19 protein-coding genes, 1 tRNA gene and 5 pseudogenes are annotated in these 26,985 nt (G+C 56.4%); 13 read left to right on the forward strand and 12 right to left on the reverse strand.

The annotated features are described in order from the left end of the window. Window positions 1–3: 3 nt before the first annotated feature. Window positions 4–312: a hypothetical protein gene (locus tag EO087_RS06925; RefSeq protein WP_128898229.1), complete on the reverse strand. Its 309-nt coding sequence runs from the start codon at window positions 310–312 to the stop codon at window positions 4–6. 158 nt (window positions 313–470) lie between these two features. On the opposite strand from EO087_RS06925, the gene EO087_RS06930 reads away from it, so the two are divergent. The 6 genes and pseudogenes from EO087_RS06930 to EO087_RS06960 all read left to right on the forward strand — a co-directional run bounded on the left by EO087_RS06930 (window position 471) and on the right by EO087_RS06960 (window position 7,607). Next, entirely contained in the window at window positions 471–1,832 is a 1,362-nt protein-coding gene (locus tag EO087_RS06930) for a hypothetical protein (RefSeq protein ID WP_128898230.1), read from the forward strand. Between the two features lie 116 nt (window positions 1,833–1,948). Next, window positions 1,949–2,149 (forward strand): hypothetical protein, encoded by a 201-nt coding sequence (locus tag EO087_RS06935; protein WP_128898231.1) that lies wholly within the window; start codon window positions 1,949–1,951, stop codon window positions 2,147–2,149. 114 nt (window positions 2,150–2,263) lie between these two features. Continuing rightward, window positions 2,264–2,362: pseudogene (locus EO087_RS16705) on the forward strand (IS1595 family transposase); the annotation flags it as partial. A 2,219-nt stretch (window positions 2,363–4,581) separates the two neighbouring features. Continuing rightward, window positions 4,582–5,877: a hemagglutinin repeat-containing protein gene (locus EO087_RS06945; protein WP_128898233.1), complete on the forward strand. Its 1,296-nt coding sequence runs from the start codon at window positions 4,582–4,584 to the stop codon at window positions 5,875–5,877. A gap of 79 nt (window positions 5,878–5,956) precedes the next feature. Further along, a complete protein-coding gene (locus EO087_RS06950) occupies window positions 5,957–6,265 on the forward strand; it encodes a hypothetical protein (RefSeq protein WP_128898234.1) in 309 nt (102 codons plus the stop codon). Between the two features lie 205 nt (window positions 6,266–6,470). Beyond that, window positions 6,471–7,607, forward strand: a pseudogene (locus EO087_RS06960) (IS66 family transposase). On the opposite strand, the gene istB reads toward EO087_RS06960, so the two are convergent. Both istB and EO087_RS06970 read right to left on the reverse strand, forming a co-directional pair. Next, window positions 7,532–8,290 carry an IS21-like element helper ATPase IstB gene (gene istB, locus EO087_RS06965; RefSeq protein ID WP_128897459.1) on the reverse strand — a complete coding sequence of 253 codons (759 nt, stop codon included), beginning with the start codon at window positions 8,288–8,290 and terminating at the stop codon, window positions 7,532–7,534. The pseudogene EO087_RS06960 and the gene istB overlap by 76 nt on opposite strands. Window positions 8,291–8,303: 13 nt before the next feature. Then, window positions 8,304–8,789 (reverse strand): annotated as a pseudogene (locus EO087_RS06970) (IS21 family transposase); the annotation flags it as partial. A 62-nt stretch (window positions 8,790–8,851) separates the two neighbouring features. On the opposite strand from EO087_RS06970, the pseudogene EO087_RS06975 reads away from it, so the two are divergent. Together EO087_RS06975 and EO087_RS06980 are read left to right on the forward strand one after the other, a co-directional pair. Then, a pseudogene (locus EO087_RS06975) lies at window positions 8,852–9,627 on the forward strand (IS5 family transposase). A 318-nt stretch (window positions 9,628–9,945) separates the two neighbouring features. Further along, window positions 9,946–11,179, forward strand: a protein-coding gene (locus EO087_RS06980; protein WP_240669153.1) for an IS3 family transposase whose coding sequence is annotated in 2 segments (ribosomal slippage) — window positions 9,946–10,217 and window positions 10,216–11,179 — 1,236 coding nt in all. Because the reading frame shifts where the segments join, the coding sequence is not laid out codon by codon here. Between the two features lie 404 nt (window positions 11,180–11,583). On the opposite strand, the gene EO087_RS06985 is transcribed toward EO087_RS06980, so the two are convergent. The 4 genes from EO087_RS06985 to EO087_RS07000 form a co-directional block, all read right to left on the reverse strand. Next, the gene (locus EO087_RS06985) at window positions 11,584–11,937 is read right to left on the reverse strand and encodes a hypothetical protein (RefSeq protein ID WP_128898238.1); all 354 of its coding nucleotides are present in this window, start codon (window positions 11,935–11,937) and stop codon (window positions 11,584–11,586) included. A 154-nt stretch (window positions 11,938–12,091) separates the two neighbouring features. After that, window positions 12,092–12,165: transfer RNA gene (locus EO087_RS06990), tRNA-Cys, on the reverse strand. Between the two features lie 239 nt (window positions 12,166–12,404). Beyond that, on the reverse strand, window positions 12,405–13,049 hold the full coding sequence (locus tag EO087_RS06995; RefSeq protein ID WP_240669154.1) for an OmpA family protein: 645 nt from the start codon (window positions 13,047–13,049) through the stop codon (window positions 12,405–12,407). A 211-nt stretch (window positions 13,050–13,260) separates the two neighbouring features. Further along, window positions 13,261–14,358 carry an NADH:flavin oxidoreductase/NADH oxidase gene (locus tag EO087_RS07000; RefSeq protein WP_128898239.1) on the reverse strand — a complete coding sequence of 366 codons (1,098 nt, stop codon included), beginning with the start codon at window positions 14,356–14,358 and terminating at the stop codon, window positions 13,261–13,263. Window positions 14,359–14,407: 49 nt separating this feature from the next. Between EO087_RS07000 and EO087_RS07005 the strand changes: the two genes are divergently transcribed. After that, window positions 14,408–14,776, forward strand: coding sequence for a helix-turn-helix domain-containing protein (locus EO087_RS07005; RefSeq protein ID WP_240669155.1), 369 nt, complete (start codon window positions 14,408–14,410; stop codon window positions 14,774–14,776). Between the two features lie 273 nt (window positions 14,777–15,049). Here the strand turns inward: EO087_RS07005 and EO087_RS07010 are convergent, their stop codons facing one another. Beyond that, the gene (locus EO087_RS07010; protein WP_128898240.1) at window positions 15,050–18,565 is read right to left on the reverse strand and encodes a methylmalonyl-CoA mutase family protein; all 3,516 of its coding nucleotides are present in this window, start codon (window positions 18,563–18,565) and stop codon (window positions 15,050–15,052) included. A gap of 255 nt (window positions 18,566–18,820) precedes the next feature. Here EO087_RS07010 and EO087_RS07015 point away from each other — a divergent pair, with 255 nt between their 5' ends. Beyond that, window positions 18,821–20,056 (forward strand): dicarboxylate/amino acid:cation symporter, encoded by a 1,236-nt coding sequence (locus EO087_RS07015; RefSeq protein ID WP_164931793.1) that lies wholly within the window; start codon window positions 18,821–18,823, stop codon window positions 20,054–20,056. A gap of 418 nt (window positions 20,057–20,474) precedes the next feature. Here the strand turns inward: EO087_RS07015 and tnpA are convergent, their stop codons facing one another. Together tnpA and EO087_RS07025 are read right to left on the reverse strand one after the other, a co-directional pair. Then, a complete protein-coding gene (tnpA, locus tag EO087_RS07020; RefSeq protein ID WP_128897727.1) occupies window positions 20,475–20,906 on the reverse strand; it encodes an IS200/IS605 family transposase in 432 nt (143 codons plus the stop codon). Between the two features lie 394 nt (window positions 20,907–21,300). Beyond that, window positions 21,301–21,957, reverse strand: a complete 657-nt coding sequence (locus EO087_RS07025) for an outer membrane beta-barrel protein (protein WP_128898242.1) — start codon at window positions 21,955–21,957, stop codon at window positions 21,301–21,303. A 494-nt stretch (window positions 21,958–22,451) separates the two neighbouring features. Between EO087_RS07025 and EO087_RS07030 the strand changes: the two genes are divergently transcribed. Further along, entirely contained in the window at window positions 22,452–24,380 is a 1,929-nt protein-coding gene (locus EO087_RS07030; protein ID WP_128898243.1) for a S53 family serine peptidase, read from the forward strand. 84 nt (window positions 24,381–24,464) lie between these two features. On the opposite strand, the gene EO087_RS07035 is transcribed toward EO087_RS07030, so the two are convergent. Both EO087_RS07035 and EO087_RS07040 read right to left on the reverse strand, forming a co-directional pair. Beyond that, on the reverse strand, window positions 24,465–25,514 hold the full coding sequence (locus tag EO087_RS07035; protein WP_128898244.1) for a hypothetical protein: 1,050 nt from the start codon (window positions 25,512–25,514) through the stop codon (window positions 24,465–24,467). Between the two features lie 497 nt (window positions 25,515–26,011). Further along, the gene (locus tag EO087_RS07040) at window positions 26,012–26,116 is read right to left on the reverse strand and encodes a hypothetical protein (protein WP_128898245.1); all 105 of its coding nucleotides are present in this window, start codon (window positions 26,114–26,116) and stop codon (window positions 26,012–26,014) included. 95 nt (window positions 26,117–26,211) lie between these two features. On the opposite strand from EO087_RS07040, the gene EO087_RS16230 reads away from it, so the two are divergent. Both EO087_RS16230 and EO087_RS07045 read left to right on the forward strand, forming a co-directional pair. Then, on the forward strand, window positions 26,212–26,385 hold the full coding sequence (locus EO087_RS16230; RefSeq protein WP_164931794.1) for a hypothetical protein: 174 nt from the start codon (window positions 26,212–26,214) through the stop codon (window positions 26,383–26,385). 207 nt (window positions 26,386–26,592) lie between these two features. Next, a pseudogene (locus EO087_RS07045) lies at window positions 26,593–26,980 on the forward strand (transposase); the annotation flags it as partial. Window positions 26,981–26,985 lie beyond the last annotated feature (5 nt).

Consider the following 26,985-nt stretch of genomic DNA (forward strand, 5'->3'; position numbering starts at 1 on the left):
CGTTTAACTATTTGATGGTAAATGGTCAGTAATTTTTAACTTATTTCTATCTTGAGTTATATCAAATAGGATGGTAAGGTAAAATATGTGGCGACTTTCTTTATTTGTTTTTATAGTCTCCCTCGTTGCGCCGTTTGCGCTTTGGTTGGCCAAGATTGGATCGGGTGTATTTCCATTTTTATTATGGATGATAGGGGTTGTTGCTGTTTGCATATTTGGATCGCGAGTTTGTGATGAAAGTGACTGGAGGAAATTTGTTCTTCCAGCTTCAACTATGTCGTTCTTTTTGCTGATGGGGATAATTTCTAGCATTTTTTTTATTGGAAATAAATGGATATATGTAGCTACTCTTTCTCTTTATTTTATTTCAGGATTTTTTTCACTAATATGCCTATGGAATCTATTGGTTTTTTATAAAAACAATGCTTGCATTAACACGAAGATATATGGATGGATGTTTTTTTAAGCACATGGTCCGTATCAATAATATTTATGATCTTATCTTTACTTCCACCCATGGTTTATATTTAGATGAGCCAAATAGAAACTACGATACGAACGCATGGATTGCGCAAGGCACGATCATCCAACGAGACAGCAACACCGATCTCAGTGGCCTTGATAGAAATCCCACCCTCGATAACCAGGCGCTCGCGCCGATCTTCGATGCACAGAAGGTGCAGGAGAACATGGAGATGGGGCAAGTTGCGGGACAGGTGGGTATGCGTGCGGCCGGCGATCTAGCCGGACAAATGGGCTGGGCCGAAGGCAGTCCGGAGCGCACGATTCTGCATGGCGTCGTTGGCGCAGGCATCGCGGCCTTGGGTGGCGGCAATGTGGCGCAAGGTGCGTTGGGTGCTGCGGCTAACCAGCTCGTCATACAACAAATGACTGATTACCTGGAAAGCCAGGGTTACCAAAAGGGCACGCCGGAATTTGCCAGCATGATGCAACTGGCCAGCACTGCGGTAGGTGCGGCGGTGGGCGGTGGTGCGGGCGCGGCGACAGCGCTGGATGGAACGACATACAACTATCTGACGCATCAGCAAGTGACCGACCTGCAAAAGGAGATCAATCGATGCGACGGCGATCGTGTTTGCATCGAATCCGCCAAGAGCAACGCGGAGATCTTGTCGGCCAATCAGGAGCAGCAGCTCATCAGCGCTTGTGGCGGCAGTGCCAGTAGCCTCTCCGGCACGTGCAAGGCAAACATCCTCGCCGCGCGTGCTTATGCCACTGATCCGCTGGCCGCCCAGTTGGGGCTGCACGTGGACCAAAACATCAGCCTGCAGGATTATCTGAATCATCGACCAGAGTGGGGATTGGTCTATGCGGATAACGCCGTCAGCCAGAATGGGCAACTGATGTTTGCGCCGGCGGTGGCGGGCGCGGGTACCGCTGTCGCGGTTGCTGCAGCGCCGGCAACGTTGGCCTGGGGGCAGGAAGCGTGGGCTGCCTATCAGGTTGCCACGCAAGGGTATTCGTTGGGGGCGGCAGCGGGTACTGGGGCTGTCGCGTCTGGGGTGACGTATACCCTGGGCATTAGTTATGGAGCTCGGCAAGATTCACGTTACGGCCAAATTAGCTTTGGCACCGCCTTCAATCAACGCTTCTCGTATCTGGGCCTTGGCACCTCGATGGCTGTGGGTGCTGTAAACAGCATGGTTGCTACGCAGATGTTTCAGTGGGCTAATGTGCCTAACGCGTGGTCTAACGTGACTTCCCCAGCGGGGGCTGTGATTCGCATAAATACCATGGCAACAGGTAAGGCTGCAGGCATGGCCGCTCAAGGTGCAGTTCAGGCTCATGAGCAAAAGCAGGAGGGGAAATAATGTTGGATGGATTTTGGTCTGGAGTATTCGGAGGGTTGTTCGCCAAGCCCATATCCATTTGGATGAGGCGCTTTAGGCTATGGCTGATTTTTATCATCGTTGTCATAGGAGTCCATATGGCATCTTTCATTGAAGATGGATGGACGAATGGTTGGGCTTATGCCTTGCAACGATCGATAACATTTACCTTTACTCCCATTGGTTTCTTTGTGCCAATCGGTATTGGACTTGGGGTGATATTCATCATATTGATTAACGCGCCAGGCAATCCAGAAAAGAGGGGCGAGCGTACGAAGGGAGGCAAAACTTCAACTTGAAGAGATGAGGCCCCTGTTTAGGCTTACCTGATTAGCGTCGAACCTCAGCCAGAAATCGCGAGATGTGCGACGCCGTCAGGCAAACACGAGCGCAGCGAACAGCGGAGATGGCTCATGGCGATCAATCATGTGCAGTTTCAGCAGGGATTGTCGATGGTGGACTTCATGCGGGCCTGTGGCACCGAGATCCAGTGTTACCGAGCCCTGTACCGGACATCGCCTGGGTGCCCACCGGTAGGGTGGGTGGTTACTCGCATCGATCAGCAATCGGTCATGCAGCGATTGGTTGACGATCCGCGTGGCTGGGTCGACGGCCCCTGGATGAGCTACGGGCAACAGACGCTCATCGACACCCTCGCGCTGGGCAACGGCCAACTCCCCAGCTGGATCACGCTCGCCATCGGCCCCGGCGCCAATGCGCACCTGAGCGCCTGCCACGCGGTGGACATCCGCGCACACGACATCCGCAACACACAAGTGGGTGCCGACGGCAAACCGGTCAGTGGCATGGGCCTAGATAGCAACGGCACCGGACAGAACCTGATCGGCAACAGTGGTGGCGGCGCCGACCTGAGTGGACTAGATCGCAATCCCACGCTAGACAATCAAGCCCTTCATCCCATCTTCGATGCACAGAAAGTGCAGGAGAACATGGAACTGGGCAATGTCGCGGGCCAGGTGGGCATGCGTGCGGCTGGCGATCTCGCCGGACAGATGGGCTGGGCCGAAGGCAGCACAGAGCGGACGATTCTGCACGGCGTGGTGGGTGCTGGCATCGCAGCGCTAGGTGGTGGCAATGTGCTGCAAGGTGTGCTGGGAGCTGCGGCTAACCAGCTCGTCATACAACAAATGGCCGATTATCTGGAAAGCCAAGGTTACACACCGGGCACGCCGGAATTTGCCAGCATGATGCAACTGGCCAGCACCGCGATAGGTGCAGCGGTGGGCGGTGGTGCGGGCGCGGCAACGGCGCTGGATGGGACGACGTACAACTATCTAACGCATCAACAAGTGACGGACTTGCAAAAGGAGATCAATCGATGCGACGGCGATCGTGTTTGCATCGAATCCGCCAAGAGCAACGCGGAGATCTTGTCGGCCAATCAGGAGCAGCAGCTCATCAGCGCTTGTGGCGGCAGTGCCAGTAGCCTCTCCGGCACGTGCAAGGCAAACATTCTCGACGCTTATGCTTATGCCGCCGATCCGCTGACTGCTCAGCTTGGATTGCAGGTGGACCAGAACATCAGCCTGCAGGATTATCTGAATCATCGACCAGAGTGGGGATTGGTCTATGCGGATCACGTCGTCAGCCAGAATGGACAGTTGATGTTTGCTCCGGCGGTGGCGGGAGGAGGCACGGCGTTGGCGGTGGCGGCTACGTTGGCCTGGGGGCAGGAGGCTTGGGCGGCTTATCAGGTTGCTACGCAGGGGTATTCGTTAGGGGCGGCAGCGGGTTCAGGAGCGCTCGTTTCAGGAGGTATGTATACAGGTGGATCTGTGGTTGGCGCGCTCGGTGACTGGTATAGAAACGGCGCAAATTTTGCGTCATCGTTTAATCAACGCTTCTCATACCTAGGCCTTGGCACCTCTATGACTGTAGGTGCTGTCAACGGCATGTTTGCTACGCAGATGTTCCAATGGGCGAACGTGCCTAATGCTTGGTCCAACGCCTTAACTGCTGAAGGTGCTGTAATTCGTATCAATACCATCGCCACGGGCAAGGCGGCAGGGATGGCTGCGCAGGGCGCAGTCCAAACGTATGAGCAAAAACAGGAGGGGAAACCATGATTGACGGATTTTGGTCGGGAGTGTTTGGAGGATTGTTCGGCCCGTCTTCGATACGATTTTTACGAAGATTTAGGTTGGTAACCATATTTCTATTTTGCCTCGCAAGCACGCCACTCGCTTTCCTCTTATTTGATGCAGTCCAAAGTGGATGGGCGATAGCTGCTCAACGATTTCTATCGAAGAAATTCTTTGGGCTGCTGCTTGGAGGGGCAGCACTTGGTGCGATAGCTGTGCTCGTTGTGGGGATCAGCACAGCAATCATGCCAGCGCAGCGGAGAGGCCGTAGCTTGAAAGATTGATAGTGATTCTCAGTTTGGCAATTTCAGACACCCAATTCAGTACAGTGGCACCTCGACAATGGCTATCTAAAAGTGATCTAGCAATGACACGAGATCAACTAGTTTCAAAGCTAACAGAACTAGGGGTTGACCCGCACAGTTATTCGTTGGATGGACTACGAAATAGTGATTGTGTTTGCGTTGTGAATGAAGATGGCAAGTCGACGGTCTACTACGTAGAGCGTGATAAGTCGGATGAACTAGCGACACTTCCTTCCGCCGAAGATGCCTACGATTTTGTCTATATGACTTTTTGTAGATGGCTCGGAGTAAAAGCGTCCACGTAGATCACCCGATATTTGCGTCATGCTTGTTGCAGACAACCGAGTGCACATCACCGGCAGCGATGTGCTGGGCAACACCGGCACCGCGATCGTCGGCAAGGACGTGACCATCGATGCGTCGGTGGGTACGCAGGACACAACGCAAACTTACAAACAACAGCAAGCCGGACTCACGCTCGGCTTGGGTGGCGCCGTCGCCGATGCGATGAACAGCACCTACGCCAGCGCCGAACGCGGCAATCAAGTGAAGGATGATCGCTTGAAAGCCTTGTATGCCGCGCAAGCCGCGTACAGTGCCAGCGATGCCTTGGGCATGGCCGGCATCTCACTCGGCCAAGCCGCCACCAAAGACACCAACCCCAACGGCATCAACCTGCAACTGGGCATCGGTGCCAGCAGTGCCAGCAGCACCACCACCCACGACGAAACCGCCTACGGCAGCCACATCCGCAGCCACGGCGATGTCACCATCGCCGCGACCGGCGGCGACCTCAACCTCATCGGCAGCCAGATCGACGGCCACAACGTGGCATTGGCTGCCGCCAACAACCTCAACATCTTGAGCCAACAAGAAAACCACAGCCTGCAAAGCAGCAACAAGAACGCCAGCGGCGGTGTGGGCTTCTATGCGCAAGGCTCCATTGGCCAAGGCAACGCCCACGGCAACGGCACCACCCATGCGATCAGCCGCATCAACGCCAGCGACACACTCACCCTGATCAGCGGCAACGACACCACCCTCCAAGACGCCCAACTCACCAGCAATACCGTGCTCGGTGCCATCGGTGGCAACCTCTTGATCCAAAGCGAACAAGACACCGACAACTACGCCAGCCAACAGCAACAGCTGGGCGGCAAGATGGTGATCGGCTACGGCTCGGGCGGCAGCATCAGCTACCACCAGAGTAAGGTGAACAGTCACTATGCCAGCGTCACCGATGTGAGCGGCATCAGTGCCGGCAGTGGCGGGTTCGATATCACCGTAGGTGGCAACACCCACCTGGTCGGAGGGGTGATCGCCAGCCGCGCCGATCCCAGCAAGAACAGCTTGACCACTGGCACGCTCCTCTATGAAGACATCCAGAACCAAAGCAGTGGCAAAGTCTCAAGCAGCAGCTTGGGTAGCGACAACAGCGTACTCAGCGGAAGCAAATATGCGATCGGCAAGACCGTCGTGGGCAACCTGATGGGTGGTGGCAGTGATGGCGAAACGCACAGCGGCACCACGCATAGCGCCATTGCCAGCGGTACGATCGCCATCGCGGACGGGCAGGCGCAACAAGCGTTGACGGGCAAGACCGCTGAGCAAGCGATGTAAGCGCTAACTCAGCGGCGTTATAAAACCATCCCCCTTCCACCACCACACTGTCCCCACGTTCAGCCCAGTGGAGATAGTTATGATCAAGCGGGAAAAAACGGAAGCGGCCCTTCAGCGCGAGGCGTTGTGGCGAGATCGACTGGAACGCTACGCGGCAAGCGGAAAGAAAGCATCTGATTTCTGCCGAGCCGAAGGCATACCGGTGTGGAGCTTCTACTCATGGCGTCAACGCCTTGCGCGTCACGCCGAGCCTCGCGTTGAGAAAGAAGCGCCCGTTGCGCCCTTCCTCGATTGGGGTGCACTCACTTCACCGGCGCCATCCATGAACGGCTTGGAGATTCGCCTCGATCTGGGTGCCGGTCTGGTGTCGACGATCGCGAGGCGCTGATGTTTTTCCCCGAAGGTCAGATCCGGATCTTTCTGTATGGCGAGCCGGTCGATAAGGCGCGCGCGGCGACAACGCCGATTCGAAACTGTTTTTCGACGAGACAAAAGTCCCGGTCGAAACCATCCACGTGCCCAACCCAGATATGGAAGGCTTGTCGCCCGACGAATACGAGGTGATCGGCGAGAAGATCAGTCATCGCCTGGCGATGCGTCCGTCACGTAGTGCCGCGCTACGTGCGCACGCTGAGCGCCGCGATACCCAAGCCCTGTCGTGCCCACCGGCACCCACAGGCGTCCTGGAAGGCAGTCGCGCCGATGTGAGTTTCATCGCCGGCACGCGGGGGAACAAATGCCGTTACCACGTGCCGCTGCATCGGCAATGGCAGCATTTGAAGGACACTGGCATCGACGTCAGCCGTGGCTGGCTGACCCAACTCTCGCAACGCGCCGTCCGTTCGCTAACACCGATCTATGACGCCTTGCTGACATCGATCCGTACGTCCCGCGTGGTCGCGATGGACGAAACCACGCTCAAGGCGGGACGTGCGAACGGGGCGATGAAAAAAGGCTATATCTGAGCCGTGTACGGCGAGCAGGATGAAATCTGCTTTGCTTATGGCGCTGGTCGCGGTACTCAATACGTCTATGACACCTTGGGCGTATCATCCGTCGACCGCCGCGTCCTGCTCAGCGACGGCTATGGGGTTTATACCGCGTATGTCAAACGGCTCGGTCTGACCCAAGCGCCATGCTGGGCACACAGTCGGCGTGAAGTGTTTGAAACACAAAAATACGAACCGCAGGCCGCCCAGACACTGCTGGACATGATCGGCCGACTGTATGCGGTAGAAAAGACCATCCGCGACGAGGGCTTGATCGGTGAGGCCAAGCGTCAACGACGCCAAGCCGACGCGGCGCCAGTGATGCGCCGGCTCTTCGAGTGGGTGGATGAAAACATCCAGGCACAAGCCTTTTTGCCCAGCAACCCGTTTCTCAAGGCACTTGGCTACATCCAGGAGCGCAAGGACGGTTTGATGGTGTATCTGGATGATCCGGATGTACCCATCGATACCAACCATGTGGAACGGGTGATTCGTGCCATTCCCATGGGAAGAAAAAACGGGACCTTCTGTTGGACTGAGCTGGGCGCCCAGCAGATCGCCATCGTGCAAAGTGCGGATTTCGGCGATCGTGATCGCGTATTTCGGTTGATCGTGACCGATCTGCGCCAGTCATTGTGCGGTGCACTCGAGTGTAACTGGACCGGTCACGATGAGGTATCGGCGGCTGGCTTGGCGGAGGACTTTCGGCGCATCGATTCGCCCTTCAACACGATGCGATGAGAGCGGTGTACGAGACGGTCGAGGATGGCATCGGCGAGGGTGGGATCGTTGAGCCAGGCGTGCCAGTGTTCGATCGGTAGCTGGCTGGTGATGAGGGTCGATTTGCCGTTGCCGCGATCGTCGATGACCTCCAGCAGATCATGGCGCGCCGCCTGATCGAGCGGTGTCATGCCCCAATCGTCAAGGATTAGCACGTCGATGCGCGCCAACTGAGCAAGCACGCGACCGAAGCTGCCGTCGGCGTGGGCGATGCGTAGCATCTCGGCGAGGCGTGGCACACGCTGATACAGCACCGGGAAGCCTTGGCGGCAGGCATGTTGTCCAAGCGCACACGCCAGCCACGTTTTACCAACCCCGGTCGGACCGGTCAGCAACACACTTTGCCCCTGCCGGATCCAGTCGCCGCCGGACAAGGTGGCGATCAGGCGTTTGTCGATACCGCGGTCGGCGCTGTACTGCACATCTTCCAGGCAGGCCTGGGCGTGTTTGAGCTTGGCCACACGAAGTAATCGTTCCTGCCGTCGACCGTCACGCCAATGGCGTTCGCGATCGACCAGCATGCCGAGCCGATCTTCGAACGGCAGATCGTGACAGGCCGGCAACAGGCGCTGTTCTTCCAGCGCCTGTGCCATGCCGTCGAGCTTGAGGGCACGCAAGTGTTCAAGGGTGGGATGGATCAACAAGGTGGTCTCCTTTTCAGTGAGTGGTGGGTGGATCGCGGTAATAGGTGGGGCCACGCAGGTTGACGTGGTCGGGTGTGACCCAGTCGGTTTGGGCGATGGCGCTGGGCAAGGGGTGTTGATCGAGCTTGTTGTGCAGGATCGACTGCACGGATTTGCGCGTGCGCGAACCGATCGCCCACGCGCGTGCGCAGGCCGCTTCCAGGCGGTCGTCGCCGTACTGGCGCGCGAGCGCCAGCAGCCCCAGGCAACTGCGATAGCCCATCTCCGGATGCGGGCGCTCGGTCAGCAGGTGCTCGACCAACTGACGGGTTGCCGCGCCGATCGTGTCGGCCCAGTGCAGGAAGCGACCGGGTGACCATTCCCGATGCGCACGATGTGCGGCCGGCATGTGGTCGGCGACCGTGGTGTGGCGTCCGCGCGCCGGGGAACGGACGTGGCTGGCGATGCGCTGGCCGGCATGCAGGATCTCGACGGTGGTGTCGGTGATGCGCGCCTCGACCTAGAGCCTGTCGTCATGAGGTGTTGAAATATGGTTAACTACCCGCCATCGAATCTTGCTGGATGGAATCCTCTGTGACTGCAGCCTATCGACGCCATGACATCTCCGATGAAAAATGGGGTTTGCTTGAACCCCATTTGCCGGGTCAAGCGGGCCGATGGGGGCGTGTAGCCAAAGATAATCGGCAATTCATCAACGCAGTGTTCTGGATACTTCGCACCGGAGCGCCGTGGCGAGATTTACCACCCGAGTACGGCGATTGGAAGAATACCCATCGGCGCTTTTGTCGCTGGCGCGATAACGGCACATGGGAAGGTCTGTTGGAACGTGTGATGGATGAGCCGGACTTTGAGTGGCTGATGATCGATGCCAGTCACTGCAAGGTTCATCCTCATGCAGCGGGAGCTCGTGGCGGCAATCAGGGCATAGGTCTCACAAAAGGGGGCGCAACACCAAGATACATTTGGCCGTGGATGCGCATGGTATGCCAGTCCGAATTCTTGTTACAGAGGGTACCCGGGCAGATTGTTCGCAGGCCGCGGAACTGATCAAAGACATTCCTGCTGAGCATCTCATGGCCGACAAAGGTTATGACAGTGATGCCATTGTTGAGCAGGCTCATGAGCAAGGCATGCAGGCGCATATTCCGCCACGTAAAAACCGAAAAGAGCCGCGCGACTACGACACGTACCTGTATCGTCATCGCCACCTGGTTGAGAATGCGTTTTTGTACCTGAAACAGTGGCGTGGTGTGGCGACACGCTACGCGAAGAATCTGTCCTCTTTCCTTGCCGCTGTGCAAATTCGCTGCCTCGTCATGTGGCTCAGAATCTTATGACGACATGCTCTAGCACTGGACGCGAAGGCGAGAGCGATCCAACGGGTTTGCTGGGTGGCCTGAATACCTATGTCTATGACGCGAACAATCCGCTAAGCAACATCGACCCCCTGGGGTTGTGGGTTTGCAACGGAAGCACAGCGCAATGCAATTCGTTTGCTCAAGGCTTGCAGTCACTTGAAGATGCATCGCAGATGCGACAACATTTCAGACTACATGCAACAAGACCTTCAGAACATCGTCAACGCCTACGGGTAAAGTGGACCCCGGATTTGAGACACCAGTTTAGACTGTCCTCCGCGAGAGGATAACGAGCAGATGAGCGAAGGCAAGAAGCGTAAGACGCACAGCGCGGAGTTCAAGGCCAAGGTCGGCCTGGAGGCGGTGCGAGGGGTGAAGACGATCAACGAGATTGCCCAGCAGTACGGCGTCCATCCGGTGATGGTCAGCCAGTGGAAGAAGGAAATCATGGATCGGGCCGGCAGCCTGTTCGAGACCAAGCGCGGTCCCAAGCCGAACGAGGCGAGCGGTGATGACGACCGGCTGTACAGCGAGATTGGTCGACTGAAAGTGGAACTGGACTGGCTGAAAAAAAGTCCGGTCTGTGAGCATGGCGATGCGGATGAGTTGGATCGATGCGACGGACACGGCGCTGTCTATCACGCAGCAGTGCGTATTGAGCGCGGTGCCACGGGCAAGTGTGTATCGCCAACGGAGCGCGCAGACCCTACCCTGCGAGGAGGATTTGCTGTTGTGCAGGTTGATCGATGAGGCGTACACCGCAAGGCCGTTCTACGGCAGCCGGCGGATGGTCAGGACCATGCGTGCGCAAGGCTATCGGGTCAACCGTAAGCGCGTGCAGCGCCTGATGCGTGCGATGGGCTTGGCAGGCATGGCGCCCGGTCCAGCGACCCGCGTGAAGCATCCTGAGCACAAGGTCTATCCCTACCTGCTGCGTGGCGTGCCGGTCGTGCGCCCGGGTCAGGTGTGGAGCACGGACATCACCTACATCCGGCTACCGCGTGGTTTCGCTTACCTGGTCGCGATCATCGATGGGTACAGCCGCAAGGTGCTGAGCTGGCGGATCAGCAACAGCCTGGATGCCGCGTTCTGCGTCGACTGCCTGGAGGAGGCATTGAGCGTTTACGGCCGGCCGGAAATCTTCAACAGCGATCAGGGTGTGCAGTTCACCAGCAAGGCATTTACGGATGTGCTCAAACGCGAAGGTGTGCAGATCAGCATGGATGGTCGCGGACGCGCATTGGATAATATTTTCGTCGAACGGCTGTGGCGCACGGTCAAGTATGAAGACGTATATCTGAAAGGGTATTCCACGATGGCCGAGCTGATGATCGGCCTGACGAACTACTTCGCGTTTTACAATGCGGAGCGCCCGCACCAGTCCCTTGGCTATGAGTCGCCGGACACGGTGTACGCCACGAGGAATGGCGGCGGTGCGCTGATCATCGACAAGTACGGCAAGGATGATGTATCCATGTCGAAAACAGGGCAGCGCTGTTCCGCTGCGGATGAGGTTGTGGAAGCAGCTTAAACTGGACTAAAAACTGTCTGGACAGTGGGGTCCACTTTAACTTAAGCGGCTCCAACTACGTCCGTCCCGTTTTTCTTCTTGGCCCGCAGCATTTGAAAAACTCACCGCACCGGGCCAGCCTGCTCATGTGAACGTCACGACGACGCTAGGATTGGCAGCGCGATCAATCATGATTTCCATCGTCCTAATGGTTGCTGGACTACTCGCCGCATTTGTTCCGGTCAATTCTCCGTCTGATGTCTCTACCGATACACGTACATCCCCGGGCCCATAATGTCCGGCGGCTTCGAACCAGGCCATGCCTGCCCCCCTGGCCCCCCCCCAACTGCGTATGCCCAGTTTCGCCGTAGTCGGCTGCCCATAGGAGCTTGGCAGATCGCACTTAAACGTAACTCCCCCCATGGTCACGGAAACTTTCTTTGTGCGATCCCAATCCAGCACGCTCTTGTTCGTAATGACGATATCGACTGTTCGCGCCGCAGCCGCATCAGCACAACCCGCAGACGTTCTTTGTCCTCTTCAGAAATGTGCTGCGCATCTACGTAACGCTTCACACCATCGCGCAACGCCCGCATCTTTTTCGACGCGTTGTTGAACTCATCCGGCACGACACCGCGATCAAGAAGCGCCTCAACGCGACGCGTGTACTCATCGCCTTCGACTTCGGTGTCAAAGCTCAGGTAGATCGGGCGTGGTAGCAATCCCTGCCGCTTAATTACGTAATGCCAACGTCCTGCTCTTATCCGTTTAGTCGCCATCCTGCACTCACGTAAGCGCCCAACGCGCCAACTTACTTTAGTTTGCCGCCCGAGAACGGGTGGTTTATGGCGCGTTATTAGGACATTTCGCAGGATTTTGCGCAACAAAAAACCGCCTTTCGGCGGTTAAGTGCTTGATCTACTTGATACGCAATGGAGGCCGAGGTCGGAATCGAACCGGCGTACACGGCTTTGCAGGCCGCTGCATGACCACTCTGCCACCCGGCCATTGCTGGGATTCTCGATCTTAATGGATCGGGACGCCTCTAAAAAACAAAAACCCCGGTGATCCGAGGTTTTACTGGAAACTAGAGCGTGAAACTAGACTGACATCGAGCCCACAAACCGAAACCGTTGTTAACTCGAGAGCCTCGTCTTATCTCGCTCTCAGACAAGAAATTAATTGTGGACTGATTCTGCATCGCTGTCAACGAGTTGAGCCCATCTCTTCCCTAACTGCAATAGCACTAACCGCGGATATAGGTCACGATCTCGACCCGCCGGTTGGGTTGCAAGCATCGAATCAACGCATCGCGATTCGGGTTTGAACACTGCACGATCGGATCCTGGTTACCGAGCCCTTCGGCACGGATCTTCGCGGCCGGCACACCCTGCTGTACCAACACGGCTTTTACGGCATCCGCACGGCGTTGCGACAAATCGATGTTGTAAGCATAGGTACCCAGTCGATCGGTATAGCCACGCACCTCGACGTGTCCGAACGACTGCGCCCTGAGTTGCGCGGCGATCTGCGTGATGTCGGCGAGTCCGCGCGGACGGATATCGCTCACGCTGCCGTGATCGAAAGGAAAGAGTGTATCGGCCGACAAACGCTCGACACGCGGCGGGGGTGGTGGCTGCGGTGAAACAACCACGAACGGATACGGACTGGGTGCTACCACGACAGGCACCCAAACCCCTGGCGCCCATACATAGGCACCGTGCGCCCATCGCCAATAGCCCTGATGCCACACCATTCCGTGGCGCGGCGGAAGAATCACTTCATAGCGTGGCCTGGGCGGCGGCACTAGAACCACTTGTGCAGACCCCGCAACAGGAGCCAGCAATGCAGCACCGATCATGGGTACAAGAAAAGCGGCACCTCCTTTCATATCAATCGCTCACTCCGTTAAAGAACCGTTTTGCGGCAATGCACCTTGCACGGGAACTGGCCATACTTGCCGGCGAGCAACGAGGCGTTTGCGCTATGGGTTAACGGGAGTGACGTCAGCGCCGTTGACCACCAAGGCGTAACTTGCGGCGTCTGGATTTACGATGTGTTGTGTTTCCCTTTGCTGCGTGCCGAAGTCATCGACTACTGACTCAAGCAACCTCGTAACGCTCCAGCCAATGAGCGTAGGATGCGGGCAGTGTCCATGACGGACGTTCAATACCCAAGGCACGCGCAGCCTTGTACGGCCAATGCGGATCGGCAAGATGCGCCCTGCCAATCATCACGAGATCGAGCTGGCCATCCTGCAGCACGCGCTCGGCAAGTTCAGGCGTGCCAATACCCCAGGCCGATGACACGGGTATGCCCACCTCGCGACGCACACGCTCGGCGATCGGTGCGAGGAACGCTGGCGCCCAGGGAATGTTCGCCATGCGCGTGGAAAACCCCACGCTGACGCTAAGCAAATCTAATCCCCTGAGTTTGAAGCCCTTGGCCAATTCGATGGATTCGGCAAGCGTCTCCTCGTCGCGGCCATCGTATTCGATCACGCCCAAGCGGGCCGTCAGCGGCAGATGCTCAGGCCACACCTCACGCACGGCGGCCAGCGTTTCCAATAGAAAGCGGCTACGGTTCTCGAAGCTGTCACCATAAAGGTCATCGCGCTGGTTGGAATGCACGGAGAAAAAACTCTGGCCAAGATAACCATGCGCAAAATGCAGTTCCAGCCATTCAAAGCCAGCATCGCGTGCGCGCTTGGCCGCCGCCACAAAGTCCGCACGTACCCGGGTGATCTCTTCCAGGGTCATTGCTCGTGGCACTTTAGGCAGGTTACCGCCGAACGATATCGCCGAAGGGGCAATGGTTTGCCAACCACGCGGGTCGTTCTCGGCAATGTGATCATCCCCCTCCCACGGCACATTCGCGCTAGCCTTGCGTCCCGCATGACCAATCTGGATGCCGGGCACCGCACCCGCCGCCTTGATTGCCTCGACTACCGGCATGAACGCCTGCGCCTGCTCGTCGGTCCACAAGCCAACACAGCCAGGTGTGATGCGACCCTCCGGCGACACCGCCGTCGCCTCCACGATAACCAGGCCGGCACCACCGCGCGCAAGGCTTGCCAGATGCACCCGGTGCCAATCGTTGATCAATCCGTCCTTGGCCACGTACTGGCACATCGGCGGCACGGCAATGCGGTTGCGCAAGGCAACGCTTTTGAACATGAGCGGCTCGAACAAAGAAGACATCAGGTGACTCCAGATTCATGTACAATAATTCGATAATAAACGAACTATCGTGCAACAGTCAAAAAGCCTTACCATCCACCCCATGCGACCCTACAAACACCTTGCCGCCGACCAACTGACACTTGAGCGGATTTTTCATGCCCTTAGCGACCCTATCCGACTGGAAATCGTACGCCATCTGGCACGCGTGGAAATGGCCACGTGCGGAGAATTGGATGGCGGTCGTCCCAAATCCAGCATGTCCCACCACTTCCGCATCCTACGCGATGCGGGACTGCTTCATACACGCGCCGAAGGCACCATCCATCAAAACACCTTGCGCCTTGCCGACCTGAATGCGCGCTTCCCAGGTCTTTTAGATGCCATCCTCGCGCAACCGACGGAAAGCGGTACACACCCAGCCAAACGCAAGCGCTGATTTATTTCGCTTAGGCGGTATCTCCCAAGCCTTTCATCTGGACCGCCCGCGCCGATGACATCCTCGCCAAGGTGACTCGAGCCAAGGCCGCGCTAGCCCGTGCCGGGCGATAAGAGCTGAACAAATCGGCGCACCACACTAGCAGGCGCGCCCGGCCGGGCGCACCAAGACAAAAGGGCGGCCGAAGCCGCCCCTCCTTATCTCACGTAGTGCCTCGCCGCCGTTTTATTTCTGCAGCAAATGCGCAATGTGCACACTTGTAATCCATCCGATTTACATGTTGCGACGATACTCACCGCCCACATCATAGAGCGCATGACTGATCTGCCCCAACGAGTTGTACTTCACCGCCTCCATCAACTGCTCGAACACATTCCTCCGCTCACGCGCGGTGCTCTGTAGCGTCTTGAGACTCTCCGGCGCCAACCCGTTGCGAGCCTTACCAAACGCCCGCACATTGTCGATCTGCTGCCCCTTTTCTTCTTCCGTGCTGCGGATGAGCTCGATCTCAGTGGCAATTTCTCCGCCGTGGTCTTTGGGCAGAAAGGTGTTGACGCCGATCAAGGGCAAACTACCGTCGTGCTTTTTATGCTCGTAATACATGGATTCTTCTTGAATCTTGCCGCGCTGATACATGGTATCCATGGCGCCGAGCACGCCGCCGCGTTCGCTGATGGCTTCGAATTCCTTGTACACCGCTTCTTCCACGATGTCGGTCAGGGCGTCAACAATGTAGCTGCCTTGCCAGGGATTCTCGTTGAAGTTAAGACCGAGTTCCTTGTTGATGATCATCTGGATGGCAACAGCGCGGCGCACGCTTTCTTCCGTTGGCGTGGTGATGGCTTCATCGTAGGCGTTGGTGTGCAGGCTGTTGCAGTTGTCGAACAGGGCGTACAGCGCCTGCAACGTGGTGCGGATGTCGTTGAACTGGATTTCCTGCGCGTGCAGGGAACGGCCGGAGGTTTGAATGTGGTACTTCATCATCTGGCTGCGGGCGCTGGCGCCGTAGCGTTCACGCATGGCACGAGCCCAGATACGACGGGCGACGCGGCCGATCACGGTGTATTCCGGGTCCATGCCGTTGGAGAAAAAGAAGCTGAGGTTGGGCGCAAAGTCGTCGATGTTCATACCCCGCGCGAGGTAATACTCAACAATCGTGAACCCATTGGATAGCGTGAAGGCAAGCTGGCTGATCGGGTTGGCGCCAGCTTCGGCGATGTGATAGCCGGAGATGGACACCGAATAGAAGTTGCGTACCTTATGGTCGACAAAGTACTGCTGGATGTCGCCCATCATGCGCAGTGCGAATTCGGTGCTGAAAATGCAGGTGTTTTGCGCCTGGTCTTCCTTGAGAATGTCAGCCTGCACGGTGCCACGCACGTTTTGCAGGGTTTCCTCTTTGATGCGCGCGTAGGTTTCGGCGTCCACCAGTTGATCGCCGGTGACGCCGAGCAGGCCAAGGCCGAGCCCTTCGTTGCCTTTGGGCAAGTTGCCGGAATATTGCGGGCGTGGCTTGCCGGCGAAAAGTTCTTCGAGGCGCTTTTGCGCCGTGACCCAGCGACTGCAGTCTTCCTTGAGGTATTTCTCCACGTTCTGGTCGATCGCGGTATTCATGAACATCGCGAGCACGATCGGCGCGGGACCGTTGATGGTCATGGAGACAGAGCTAGTCGGCGCACTAAGATCGAAGCCGGAGTACAGCTTCTTCATGTCGTCGAGCGTGGCGACATTGACGCCGGAGTTGCCGATCTTGCCGTAGATGTCCGGACGCGGCGCGGGGTCTTCGCCATACAGGGTGACAGAGTCGAAAGCGGTAGATAGGCGCGTGGCGGCGCCGCCCTGGCTGAGGTAATGGAAGCGGCGGTTGGTGCGCTCGGGTGTGCCCTCGCCCGCGAACATACGGGTGGGGTCTTCGCCGCTGCGGCGATACGGATACACGCCGCCGGTGTAGGGGTAATGGCCAGGGAGGTTTTCGCGCATCAGGAAGCGTAGTTGATCGCCCCAGTTTTGGGTTTTGGGCGGCGCAACCTTGGGGATTTTTTGGTGGCTGAGTGAGATGCGGTAGTTTTCGACGCTAATCACTTTGTCGCGCACTTTGTATTCGTTGACGTCTTCGGTGACGGATTGGTAGCGGGCCGGCCAGTCGCGTAGCAAATGCACGGCTTCGTGGCTGAGTTCGCGCAGGGCGATGTTGTAGTGTTGGCGCAGCTCCATCGGGACTCGGGACTCGGGACCCAGGACTCCGATCGCGGTGGCAGGGTATGGATGCAAAACTTCGGGTAATTTTTCGTCGCCGAGAGCCTTGAGCGATTCGTAAAAATGCTGGACCTGACTCGCCACTTCAGCGAAGTGCTCGATTTCAGTATTGATAGCCCTGCCCTGTTCGGCAATTTCCGCCAGGTAGCGCACGCGTGCGCCAGGAATCAGCACCATTGCCCGCGGCTCCTTCAATGCCGTATCAAGATGGGGAATGAAATCGCAATGCGACGCTTCCCCACCGAGTCCCGCAACTTTATCGCGCACCAACCGGCACAAGTTCGTAAACATCCAGGTGACGCCTGGATCGTTGAACTGGCTGGCGATGGTGGGATACACCGGCACGTCTTCGTCTTTCAAGGTGAAGGCAGTGCGGTTGCGCTTCCACTGTTTGCGTACGTCGCGCAGAGCGTCTTCGGCGCCGCGCTTGTCGAATTTGTTGAGCACAACGAGTTCGGCGAAATCGAGCATGTCGATTTTTTCGAGCTGGCTTGCGGCGCCGTAATCACTGGTCATCACGTAGACAGGGAAGTCGACGAGATCGACGATTTCCGAATCGCTCTGGCCGATACCGGCAGTTTCCACGATCACCAGATCGTAGGGTTGCGCCTTGAGGAAGTTGATGCAGTCATGCAGCACTTCGTTCGTTGCCGCGTGCTGGCGGCGCGTGGCCATGGAGCGCATATAGACGCGATGGCTGCGCAATGCATTCATGCGGATGCGGTCGCCAAGCAAGGCACCACCACTACGGCGACGCGTCGGGTCGACGGCGAGCACAGCAATACGCATGTGCGGGAAGGCGTGCAGAAAACGCAGCAACAGTTCGTCCACCACAGAGGATTTGCCGGCTCCACCGGTGCCGGTCATGCCGATGACAGGCACTTTGCGGGACTCGGGACTGGGGACTCGGGACTCGGTGCCGCGAGACCATTGCTTACGGAGCATGGTGAGTTCTGTGTCGGAGAAAGCACCTTCTTCCAGCGCGCTGAGTACGCGGCCGATGCTGATCTCATCGTCGATGTTCGCTTCGGCGATACGCTTTGCCGAGTCCCGAGTCCCGCGTCCCGAGTCCCGTTCGCGCGCAGCGCGAACCATCACATCTTCGATCATCTCGGTGAGGCCAAGCTTCATACCGTCGTTGGGGTGGTAGATGCGCTCCACGCCGTAGGCTTGCAGCTCGCGGATTTCTTCCGGGGTGATGGTGCCACCGCCGCCGCCGAACACACGGATATGCGAGGCGCCCTTCTCCTTGAGCATGTCCACCATGTACTTGAAATACTCGACATGGCCGCCCTGGTAAGAGGACAGCGCGATGGCGTCGGCATCTTCCTGCAGCGCAGCACGCACCACATCCTCCACCGAGCGGTTGTGGCCGAGATGAATCACTTCCGCGCCCTGCGATTGAATGATGCGCCGCATGATATTGATCGCAGCATCGTGGCCATCAAACAGGCTGGCGGCGGTAACGAAACGCAGCGGACTAATTTCAGCCTGCGCAGCGGTGGCAGGTACGTGCTTGGCGGGGGAACTCATGGGGACTCCGACAACGTGTGCGTTCAATTCCAATATTCTAGTGGGCTTGAGGATGGAGTGCTTAGAGAGGATGACCAGCAGACGGTTTTGCAAGGGATGCGCAGGCTGCATGCCCCCTTGCCCGCAAGGGAAGGTAGGCTGCCCCCGACATAACGAAATTTTTAACAGCACCCCCAGGATCGATTGAGATTCTCAAAAAGCATGCAGGACATAACGCATGCTCAAGCCATACCTTTGCAATGGGGAGAAAACCCAATGACTTCCACCGAACGATTCGGCCTGCCGCGTCTGCAAATGTGGCATCAAATTCTGATTGCGATGATCCTCGGTCTTGCCGCCGGGCATTTCATTGGCGAGCCCGCCAAGATGCTGCAACCGCTTGGCGATATCTTCATGTCGCTGATCCGCATGTGCGTGGTGCCGGTGGTGTTCGTCTCTGTGGTATGCGGCATTACCTCGCTGACCGATCTGGCCGCGATGCGTCGCATTGCATGGAAGTCGATTGCGATTTATATGGTGTCGATGGCGGTCATGGCGGTTCTGGCCATGAGTGTGGCCAGCTTTTTCAACGTGGGCGCGGGCTTTGGCCTTACCATGGGCAGCAGTCATGCCGTGGTTGCCGAGCCGACCAGCCTGAAGGATGCGCTGCTGAGTGCGATCCCGTCGAACCCGTTCAAGTCTTTTGCAGAAGGTGCGTTGCTGCCGACCATCGTGTTCGCGGTGTTGTTCGGCCTGGCCATCAACCTGACGGGTGAAAAAGCGGCACCGGTGCACAAGTTCTTCGACAGCATGTCGGCCGTGGTGTTCAAACTGGTCGACATGGTGCTGAGGTTTGCGCCGATCGGTGTGTTCGGTCTGATGACTTATGTCACGGCAGATCATGGCTTCTCGGTGTTGGGTCACCTGGGTGCGCTGGTGGCAGTGAACTATGCGGTGATGATCTTCTTCATGGTGGTGATCTGCGCGGTCATGCTGATGGCCTTCCGCCTGAATCCACTGCCGTTCCTGCGCAAGGCGATTCCGGTGCAATTGTTCGCCTACTCCTCCGCCAGCAGTGCTGCCACCTTGCCGCTGAACCTGGAGAACACGCAGCAGCGCATGGGTGTTGATCCGCGAGTGGCCAGCTTCGTGCTGCCGTTGGGCTCCACCATCAACATGTCGGGCCTGGCGGTTTACCTGGGCACCGTGGCGATCTTTGCCGGCAATGCTTATGGCATCCATTTATCGCTGATGCAGATGGTGACGATCGTGCTAACCACCACGCTGGCCTCGATCGGTGCCGCGGGCGTGCCGGGTGCGGCGCTAGTGGTGATGAGCCTGGTACTGTCATCGGTGGGCTTGCCGCTGGAAGTGATTGCGGTAATTGCGGCGGTGGATCGCTTGCTCGACATGTGCTGCACCTCGGCCAACGTGACCGGCGATACGGTGACGGCGGTGATGGTGGCGAAGTCGGAAGGCGTGTTGGATATGGAGTGTTACAACAAGGCTTGATGGTAACTGGATGGAAAAATCCCCCTTACAAGCGGGGGATTTTTTTGGTGCTTTGTAGCCACTTCCTCGGTTTCTGTTTTACGCAAGGCCAAAGGAACCTCTGAACAATTCAGCTTCCTGATTCGTTCCAAAGTTCAGCTGATAAGGCTGAGGAACCGGCTTGATACAGCCACTATTAGTGGCTCCACTGATGGTGCGTGTTCGCACCCTACAAATTTGGCTGAACCCCGCATGGCAGTTGGCTTACGAGTCGAAGGCAGCTGAACTTCGGAACGAATCAGGTTCAGCTTTGGACATCACATTGACTCACTCGGGCTTCGCTGCCGTCAAAGTAAGTATCCCCCGGCAAAGCCGGGGGCTTTATTGGGTGAGCCCCTCAAAGGGGCGATAACAGCGTGAGCCGCCTGAAGGCGGCGGGCTACACGCCCAGCTTCATCTGGTCGTAACGTTCATCCTCTTGCTCTTGGTTTCGGATGTATGCCCTCACCATCGCTTCGTCCAAGCCCACCGTCGAGACGAAATAGCCTCGTGCCCAAAACGACTCCCCAGTGAAGTTTCGATTCCGTCCTCCGAACTTGCGCGCAATGGTGATGGCACTCTTACCCTTGAGGTAACCCACCACGTTCGACACTGCATACTTCGGCGGAATGCTGATGCACATGTGAATGTGGTCGCTCATCAGGTGGCCTTCCACAATCTGCGATTCCTTGTGCGAAGCCAACTCGTGGAAGACCTCGCCCAAGTGCTTGCGTAACTCTCCAAACACCTGCTTCTTTCTCCGCTTGGGAATGAACACCACGTGGTACTTACAGTCCCAACGGGCATGACTCAAGCTTTGATACTCTTTCATCGTGAACCTCGTCTCTTGGTCGAGATTTCAGGTTCACTACGACCGCCGTATAGGTCAAACCTTGGTGAGTCCCCCGGCAAAGCCGGGGGCTTACCTCATTCTGAGTTACCTTCCGCTACGGGGCCTGTGGCTAATCCCGACGAGGACTTTCACCTCGCTGGTTGAGCGCCTTCGCGGGCGCACGGTCGCCTCTTCGATTACGACCTGGTGTTCTCCTCAAACCCTTCGGATTCCTCCAGACATCCGGTCACCCGCCATGCCCTTGCCTTTGGCTAACTCTTCCCTTTGCCGGGCGAGTAGAGGACTTTCACCTCCTAGCAGGTGTGCCCTACCGGGCGCACTAAAAAAAGCGGCCGCACATGGCGGCCGCTGGGAATGGCGAAAAACCTTTGAATCAGAAGCGGTATTCGCCCTGGATCGAGTACATGCCGACACGGGTGCCACGCATTTCCAGGCCATCGACGAACGACTCGGAAGTGCGCAGCGCGCTGCCCGGGGTGTGATAGGTGTCGTAGGCCAGGCCGAGGCTGAAGTTCTTGCTGAAGTTGTAGCCACCACCGATACCGAAATATTCACCGGTGTTGGTCGTCGTACCCCGGCCCGAGTATGTACCTTCCGGCGCATAGGCGGTAAGCGTGTACGTATTGCGGCCACGGAACCAGCCGGCGCGTGCCGACACATACCAATTCTCGGTGATGTTGTAATTGAGGTTGCCGCCCAGTAGGAAACCGCGATTCTTCTGGGTCAGGCGTGCCGCATATGGATCGGCCGAAACCTGGATGCGAGCCTGGCCCAGGTAGCCATAGCCCACTTCCACACCGTAATCGACCACGCTGTTCCAGCGATAGCCAACGCGCAGGGCACCGGCTGGATCGCGCTTGCGCAGATGGGTATCGATACCTGTGACACCTACCGAGGAAAGGGAATTGTTGTTGATGTTGTAGTCGGAATAACCGGCATTGGCATTGACAAAGGCATTGCCCTCGGCAAAAGCCGCGGCCGAAGCCGTGCCCAGGGTCAGTGCAACAGCAAGGGTGACGAGTTTGCGCATGATGCGAGTTCCTTATGGAGGTGATGTCGTGTCCATCGAGCCGCACACAAGCCGGAGCAGCTCTGACTGTAAAGATTTCGCGAAATGTAGCGGACCAAGTGGCTGATGCCTAAAGGTTTTTCATCATGCATGGTAGGGGTGCGCTTACATGATTCGTCTTGTATTTACGATTGATACGAAGGGAGTGCGATGCATCAATTCAGGGATGACACCTGTATGCGGCTCCGCAGTGTCATCCCGAAAACAAACCCAGAATTTTTCCTATATAGATATTCAATCATGCCTACCTGCCACTCAGGTATTTCCACGGCCATTAAGAGCGCTATAGTCTGCTCAAGCGGCGCAATGCCAGTCACCAGGGGAGACGAACGACGTCGAGAGGAAGAAGAGAGATAACCAGCCAATACCCGACGGCTTGCCGATGGGCAACGGTGTGTATCTGGTACCCATACCACTCAGGCGAGCGGATCGTTGTACCCACCCGGAGAAATAACATGTTCTCGACATTGCACCGCAAATCGCTTCCGCTATCCCTTGGCCTGCTATTGACCGGCCTGAGCACTGGCGCCATGGCAGCCAGTGCCACCACCGCTGTCGACATCGGGGCCACCCCGGCCAGTCAAAACGTACAGGTCACATGGGTGTTGAAGTTGCGCAATCAGGCGGCCCTGGAGGACTACATCCGACAAACCGTGACACCAGGAAGCGCGCACTATCAGCAATTCCTGACCACCAGCCAGTTCGCTCAACAGTACGGCGCGAACGACAGTGATATCTCCCGTGTGCAGACTTATCTCCAAAAGCAAGGACTGAGCAGCCAGATACTGCCAAGCCATCTGGCGATTCGCACCAGTGGCACGACCGCGCAACTCAATGCCCTGTTCAATACTTCGATCCACACCTACGTATCGCGCGAGACCGGCCATCCATTCCACAAGCCGGCGACCACCGCACAGATTCCTTCGGCGATTGCCGATGTGGTGGATGTCGCTAGCGGCTTGAGCAACGAGCTCACGTATCGTCCGCATCTTGTTTCGTCATCGGCCTTCACCGCACTCAATGTGCAGAGCCCGAAGACCAACGCGCTGAGCGCAAAGACCAGTGGCTCCAACGGCAACCCCACGGCATCGGGTGTACCCGGTGAATACACCGTGGGTGACGTGGCCAACTTCTACAACATCAATCCGCTGTATAAGCGCGGCGTCGTCGGTAAGGGCTCGACTGTCGCGATCGTGACGCTCTCGAACTTCTATCCCAGCGACGCCACCACGTATTGGTCGGATATCGGTTTGGCGACCAAGCCCAACCGCATCACGCAGGTGCATATGGATGGCGGCGGCGCGATCGATGACGGCAGTAGTGAAACCTCGATCGACGTGGAGCAGTCCGGCGGTATAGCACCCTATGCGAACATTATCGTTTACGATGCCCCCAATGCCGGAAACGGATTTGTCGATGCGTTTGCGCAAGCCGTGTCGGACAACATCGCCGACAGCATTTCAACCAGTTGGGGCCTGCCTGAAATCTTCAACTTCGCGGCGTTGAATGTAGAAGGCGCCAGCGATACCGACACCACCGACGTCGGCGACCTGCGCGCGTTCCATTCGATCTTCCTGGAAGCGGCGGTGCAAGGACAATCGTTGTTCGCCGCCGCGGGTGACTCCGGTGCGTACGACACGGTGAGCGATCTGGGTGCGGGCACAGCGCCTGGCGACTACACCGCACCGCTTACCGTGGATTCGCCGGCATCCGACCCCTACATTACTGCCTCGGGCGGCACCACCACGCCATACAGCTATGCGTTCGGCACAGGCCCAACCAAATCGATCACACAGGAGAGCGTGTGGGGTTGGGACTATCTGCAGAACTACTTCGATACCTACATCGGTCCGAATGTGGTCAATCTGTTCTCGGTCGGCGGCGGCGGCGGCGTGAGCGTGTACTGGCATACGCCGTTCTACCAGGTGCTCACCCATGGCATTCGCCGCAGCGAACCGAACCAATCGCTGGTCTACAACGACCCGGTTGCCGGCCCGACCCCCCTGTTGATCCTGCCCAGCCGCTTTAGTGGTCGTAACGTGCCGGATATTTCGTTGAACGCGGATCCGGAGACTGGCTACATCTTCGTCTCGACCTATGATGGCGGTCTCAACAGCGGCGAAGGCGGCACCAGCTTCGTGGCGCCACAGCTCAATGGCATCACTGCATTGTTGCGGCAGAGTTCCGGCCATCGCATCGGCTTGTGGAATCCGCAGATCTACGCGCTGCAGAACGTCTTCGGCTACGGCCCCTTCTCGGCGTTCAACAGCATTCGTGCCGGCGATAACTGGTTCTACTATGGCCAGCCGCGTTACAACCAAGGCGCGGGTATCGGTTCACTAGACGTAGCTAATTTGGACCTATTTTTGCGCAGCGGGTTCTGAGCAATAAACCCCGATCCCTCCCCGCTGTCGGGGAGGGATCCTCGGCAAGACAGGCATGCCGATGTCGATTGCCATGATGAAGCCCTATAAAACCACGCATTTTTTGCTACTTTTATGCACTGCAGCATTATGTCTATGCAAGCGATCCGCTGAATGTTCGATCTCGACAAATTGTACGCCTGGCATATAAATATATTTATCTCGGCTCATCCTTCCATTATGGTCAGCATCTTCTTTTTTTAGCTTCTCAAATTCATTAATCTCATTCATCAAATAGGTATAAGACCTAAAACCCATATCATTCAACATACAGGAAATTCCGTCACTGCCTTTGTAATCAACCGCATGACTAGCGCCACAAACAACCAAGCACTTATATCCTGCAACCACATCATTACTAATTTCCTTTGCCCAATAATAATTTAATTCCTCCCTTCTTTTTTGCTCTTCTTTCATCCTTTCGGACAAATCATCCAATAAATGATCAAGCACGTCCTTAGATGAAACTCCACCCTTACCAAAATTCTTGACCATATTTTTTACAAAAAAATCAGAATAGCCAAGCAATTCTTTATTTTTAGAAAAATACAACTTAAGTCTCTTTTGAACGCTATCCAGATTATCACCATCCATAAAAGACTGGCGAATTCCGTTAAATTCACTTGCAACTTTAGAAAGTTTCGACGTCTCCAACCCCTTAATATTAAGGCCCATCATGACAAAATAAGAGGCGACTCCACCGTGTCTTAAGATATCATCCTTATGATAATCTCTATGGATATTTTCAGAGATAACCAATATACCGTTATATGGATCAGCAATATAATCTAAATACTTTCCAATATATCTATCACCATGATAAAAATCATGATTTTCAGAAATAACCACTACATCAGCATCTGAAAAAAGATATTTTGGATGTGCAATGTCGATGCCTTGACTATAATAAATATGATTTAACTGATCCACATCCATTTCGTATAAATATTTAGAAGTAATCGCATCTTTTATAGACACTAACTCTTGATCACTTTCATTAGATATTTTTTCTTTACTAGAATAATATAGTTGCGATCTAATCCGTATATTTTCACTTTCCATACAACCACCTTTACGATCTTGCCCCTGAATCACGGACACTCGGTTAAGCAATATGTCGTAGCTCGAACTCGACCGGGCTGAGATAGCCGAGCATGGAGTGGAGCCGTTGTCAATTGTACAACCTAACAACAAAACGCCCACATTACCGAGCAGCGAAGTTCTCTATCGGTGGCATCAGTGGTATGGGCATACAGTGACGATTGTCTATGCGACGATTCGAGGAGGCGTCGCGCCTTTTCGCTGTCGAGTGGATGATAGCAATCGTTGTTTCGAAGTTCCGCAGTGGATGTTCTATGCAGTGACGTGCAATCGCGCATCACTAGCGTCGCAAGCAGCGCTTGATCGTGTTACGGGACGGGCTTGTGCGGCGGGCGATCTCGCTGATCGGCAAACGCTCGCGGTAATGCATTCGACGGACTTTGGCGTATGTAGCCATGGTGTGCACCTTGTCAGTCAATATGCGTTGCCGGCGGCGTCGAAGCTGCGGTTCGTGCTGCCGGTGTCGGGGCTGGCCTGATCCGTCGCATCGCTTAACCCATCGTAGCTATAGGTGGTGTTGAGTAGGTGGTGTTGAGGTTGCTGGGGTCGGTGACTTGAGTGAGGCGATCCAGGCTGTCGTATTGATAGGCCGGCATGGCGTGGAATCGATGACCGGCTTGCCGTGGAATAGGTGGCCGGCATGACACGGAATACGTATCAAACGGCAAACCAAGCCCGAACGGGCGGCCTCATGAGCATGCGTATCCCCAGGCTTCCCACGCACCTGCAACCGGAGGAGGCACACACGCTTCTCGAATTGATCGATCGATTGCGTGAAGAGCTGACGTTTCATTATGCCGATGACATCGTCACCATGCTGAAGCAGGCGTCGCCAGGTGGCATCGACGATGACTCCGAGTTGTAGCCGACGGTCAACCATGTCGCATCAAAAGGAGGCCTCGCCTCCCTTTTTACTGCGCAGCCGATACGACGGCAATTCGGCAGCCTGTACGATACCAGTGTGGTTGAGCCGGGAAAATCGTACCTGATTCGTTCCGAAGTTCAGCTATAAAGTGGACCCCGGATTTGAGACACCAGTTTAGACTGTCCTCCGCGAGAGGATAACGAGCAGATGAGCGAAGGCAAGAAGCGTAAGACGCACAGCGCTGAGTTCAAGGCCAAGGTCGACCTGGAGGCGGTGCGAGGGGTGAAGACGATCAACGAGATTGCCCAGCAGTACGGCGTCCATCCGGTGATGGTCAGCCAGTGGAAGAAGGAAATCATGGATCGGGCCGGCAGCCTGTTCGAGACCAAGCGCGGTCCCAAGCCGAACGAGGCGAGCGGTGATGACGACCGGCTGTACAGCGAGATTGGTCGACTGAAAGTGGAACTGGACTGGCTGAAAAAAAGTCCGGTCTGTGAGCATGGCGATGCGGATGAGTTGGATCGATGCGACGGACACGGCGCTGTCTATCACGCAGCAGTGCGTATTGAGCGCGGTGCCACGGGCAAGTGTGTATGAGAC

The sequence above is a fragment of the Dyella sp. M7H15-1 genome, from assembly GCF_004114615.1.
In the GTDB taxonomy this organism is placed as follows: Bacteria; Pseudomonadota; Gammaproteobacteria; order Xanthomonadales; family Rhodanobacteraceae; genus Dyella_B.

Bases quoted from the DNA above. Each gene is read 5' to 3' on its own strand.
- EO087_RS06945 (WP_128898233.1), top strand. From the start codon at position 4,582: ATGCTTGTTGCAGACAACCGAGTGCACATCACCGGCAGCGATGTGCTG.
- EO087_RS06925 (WP_128898229.1), bottom strand. From the start codon at position 312: ATGCTAGAAATTATCCCCATCAGCAAAAAGAACGACATAGTTGAAGCT.
- EO087_RS07030 (WP_128898243.1), top strand. From the start codon at position 22,452: ATGTTCTCGACATTGCACCGCAAATCGCTTCCGCTATCCCTTGGCCTG.
- EO087_RS06985 (WP_128898238.1), bottom strand. From the start codon at position 11,937: ATGGCGACTAAACGGATAAGAGCAGGACGTTGGCATTACGTAATTAAG.
- EO087_RS07040 (WP_128898245.1), bottom strand. From the start codon at position 26,116: ATGCCGGCCTATCAATACGACAGCCTGGATCGCCTCACTCAAGTCACC.
- EO087_RS07015 (WP_164931793.1), top strand. From the start codon at position 18,821: ATGACTTCCACCGAACGATTCGGCCTGCCGCGTCTGCAAATGTGGCAT.
- EO087_RS16230 (WP_164931794.1), top strand. From the start codon at position 26,212: ATGAGCATGCGTATCCCCAGGCTTCCCACGCACCTGCAACCGGAGGAG.
- EO087_RS07000 (WP_128898239.1), bottom strand. From the start codon at position 14,358: ATGTCTTCTTTGTTCGAGCCGCTCATGTTCAAAAGCGTTGCCTTGCGC.
- tnpA (WP_128897727.1), bottom strand. From the start codon at position 20,906: ATGAAAGAGTATCAAAGCTTGAGTCATGCCCGTTGGGACTGTAAGTAC.
- EO087_RS06930 (WP_128898230.1), top strand. From the start codon at position 471: ATGGTCCGTATCAATAATATTTATGATCTTATCTTTACTTCCACCCAT.
- EO087_RS06995 (WP_240669154.1), bottom strand. From the start codon at position 13,049: ATGAAAGGAGGTGCCGCTTTTCTTGTACCCATGATCGGTGCTGCATTG.
- EO087_RS06950 (WP_128898234.1), top strand. From the start codon at position 5,957: ATGATCAAGCGGGAAAAAACGGAAGCGGCCCTTCAGCGCGAGGCGTTG.
- EO087_RS06935 (WP_128898231.1), top strand. From the start codon at position 1,949: ATGGCATCTTTCATTGAAGATGGATGGACGAATGGTTGGGCTTATGCC.
- EO087_RS07025 (WP_128898242.1), bottom strand. From the start codon at position 21,957: ATGCGCAAACTCGTCACCCTTGCTGTTGCACTGACCCTGGGCACGGCT.
- EO087_RS07010 (WP_128898240.1), bottom strand. From the start codon at position 18,565: ATGAGTTCCCCCGCCAAGCACGTACCTGCCACCGCTGCGCAGGCTGAA.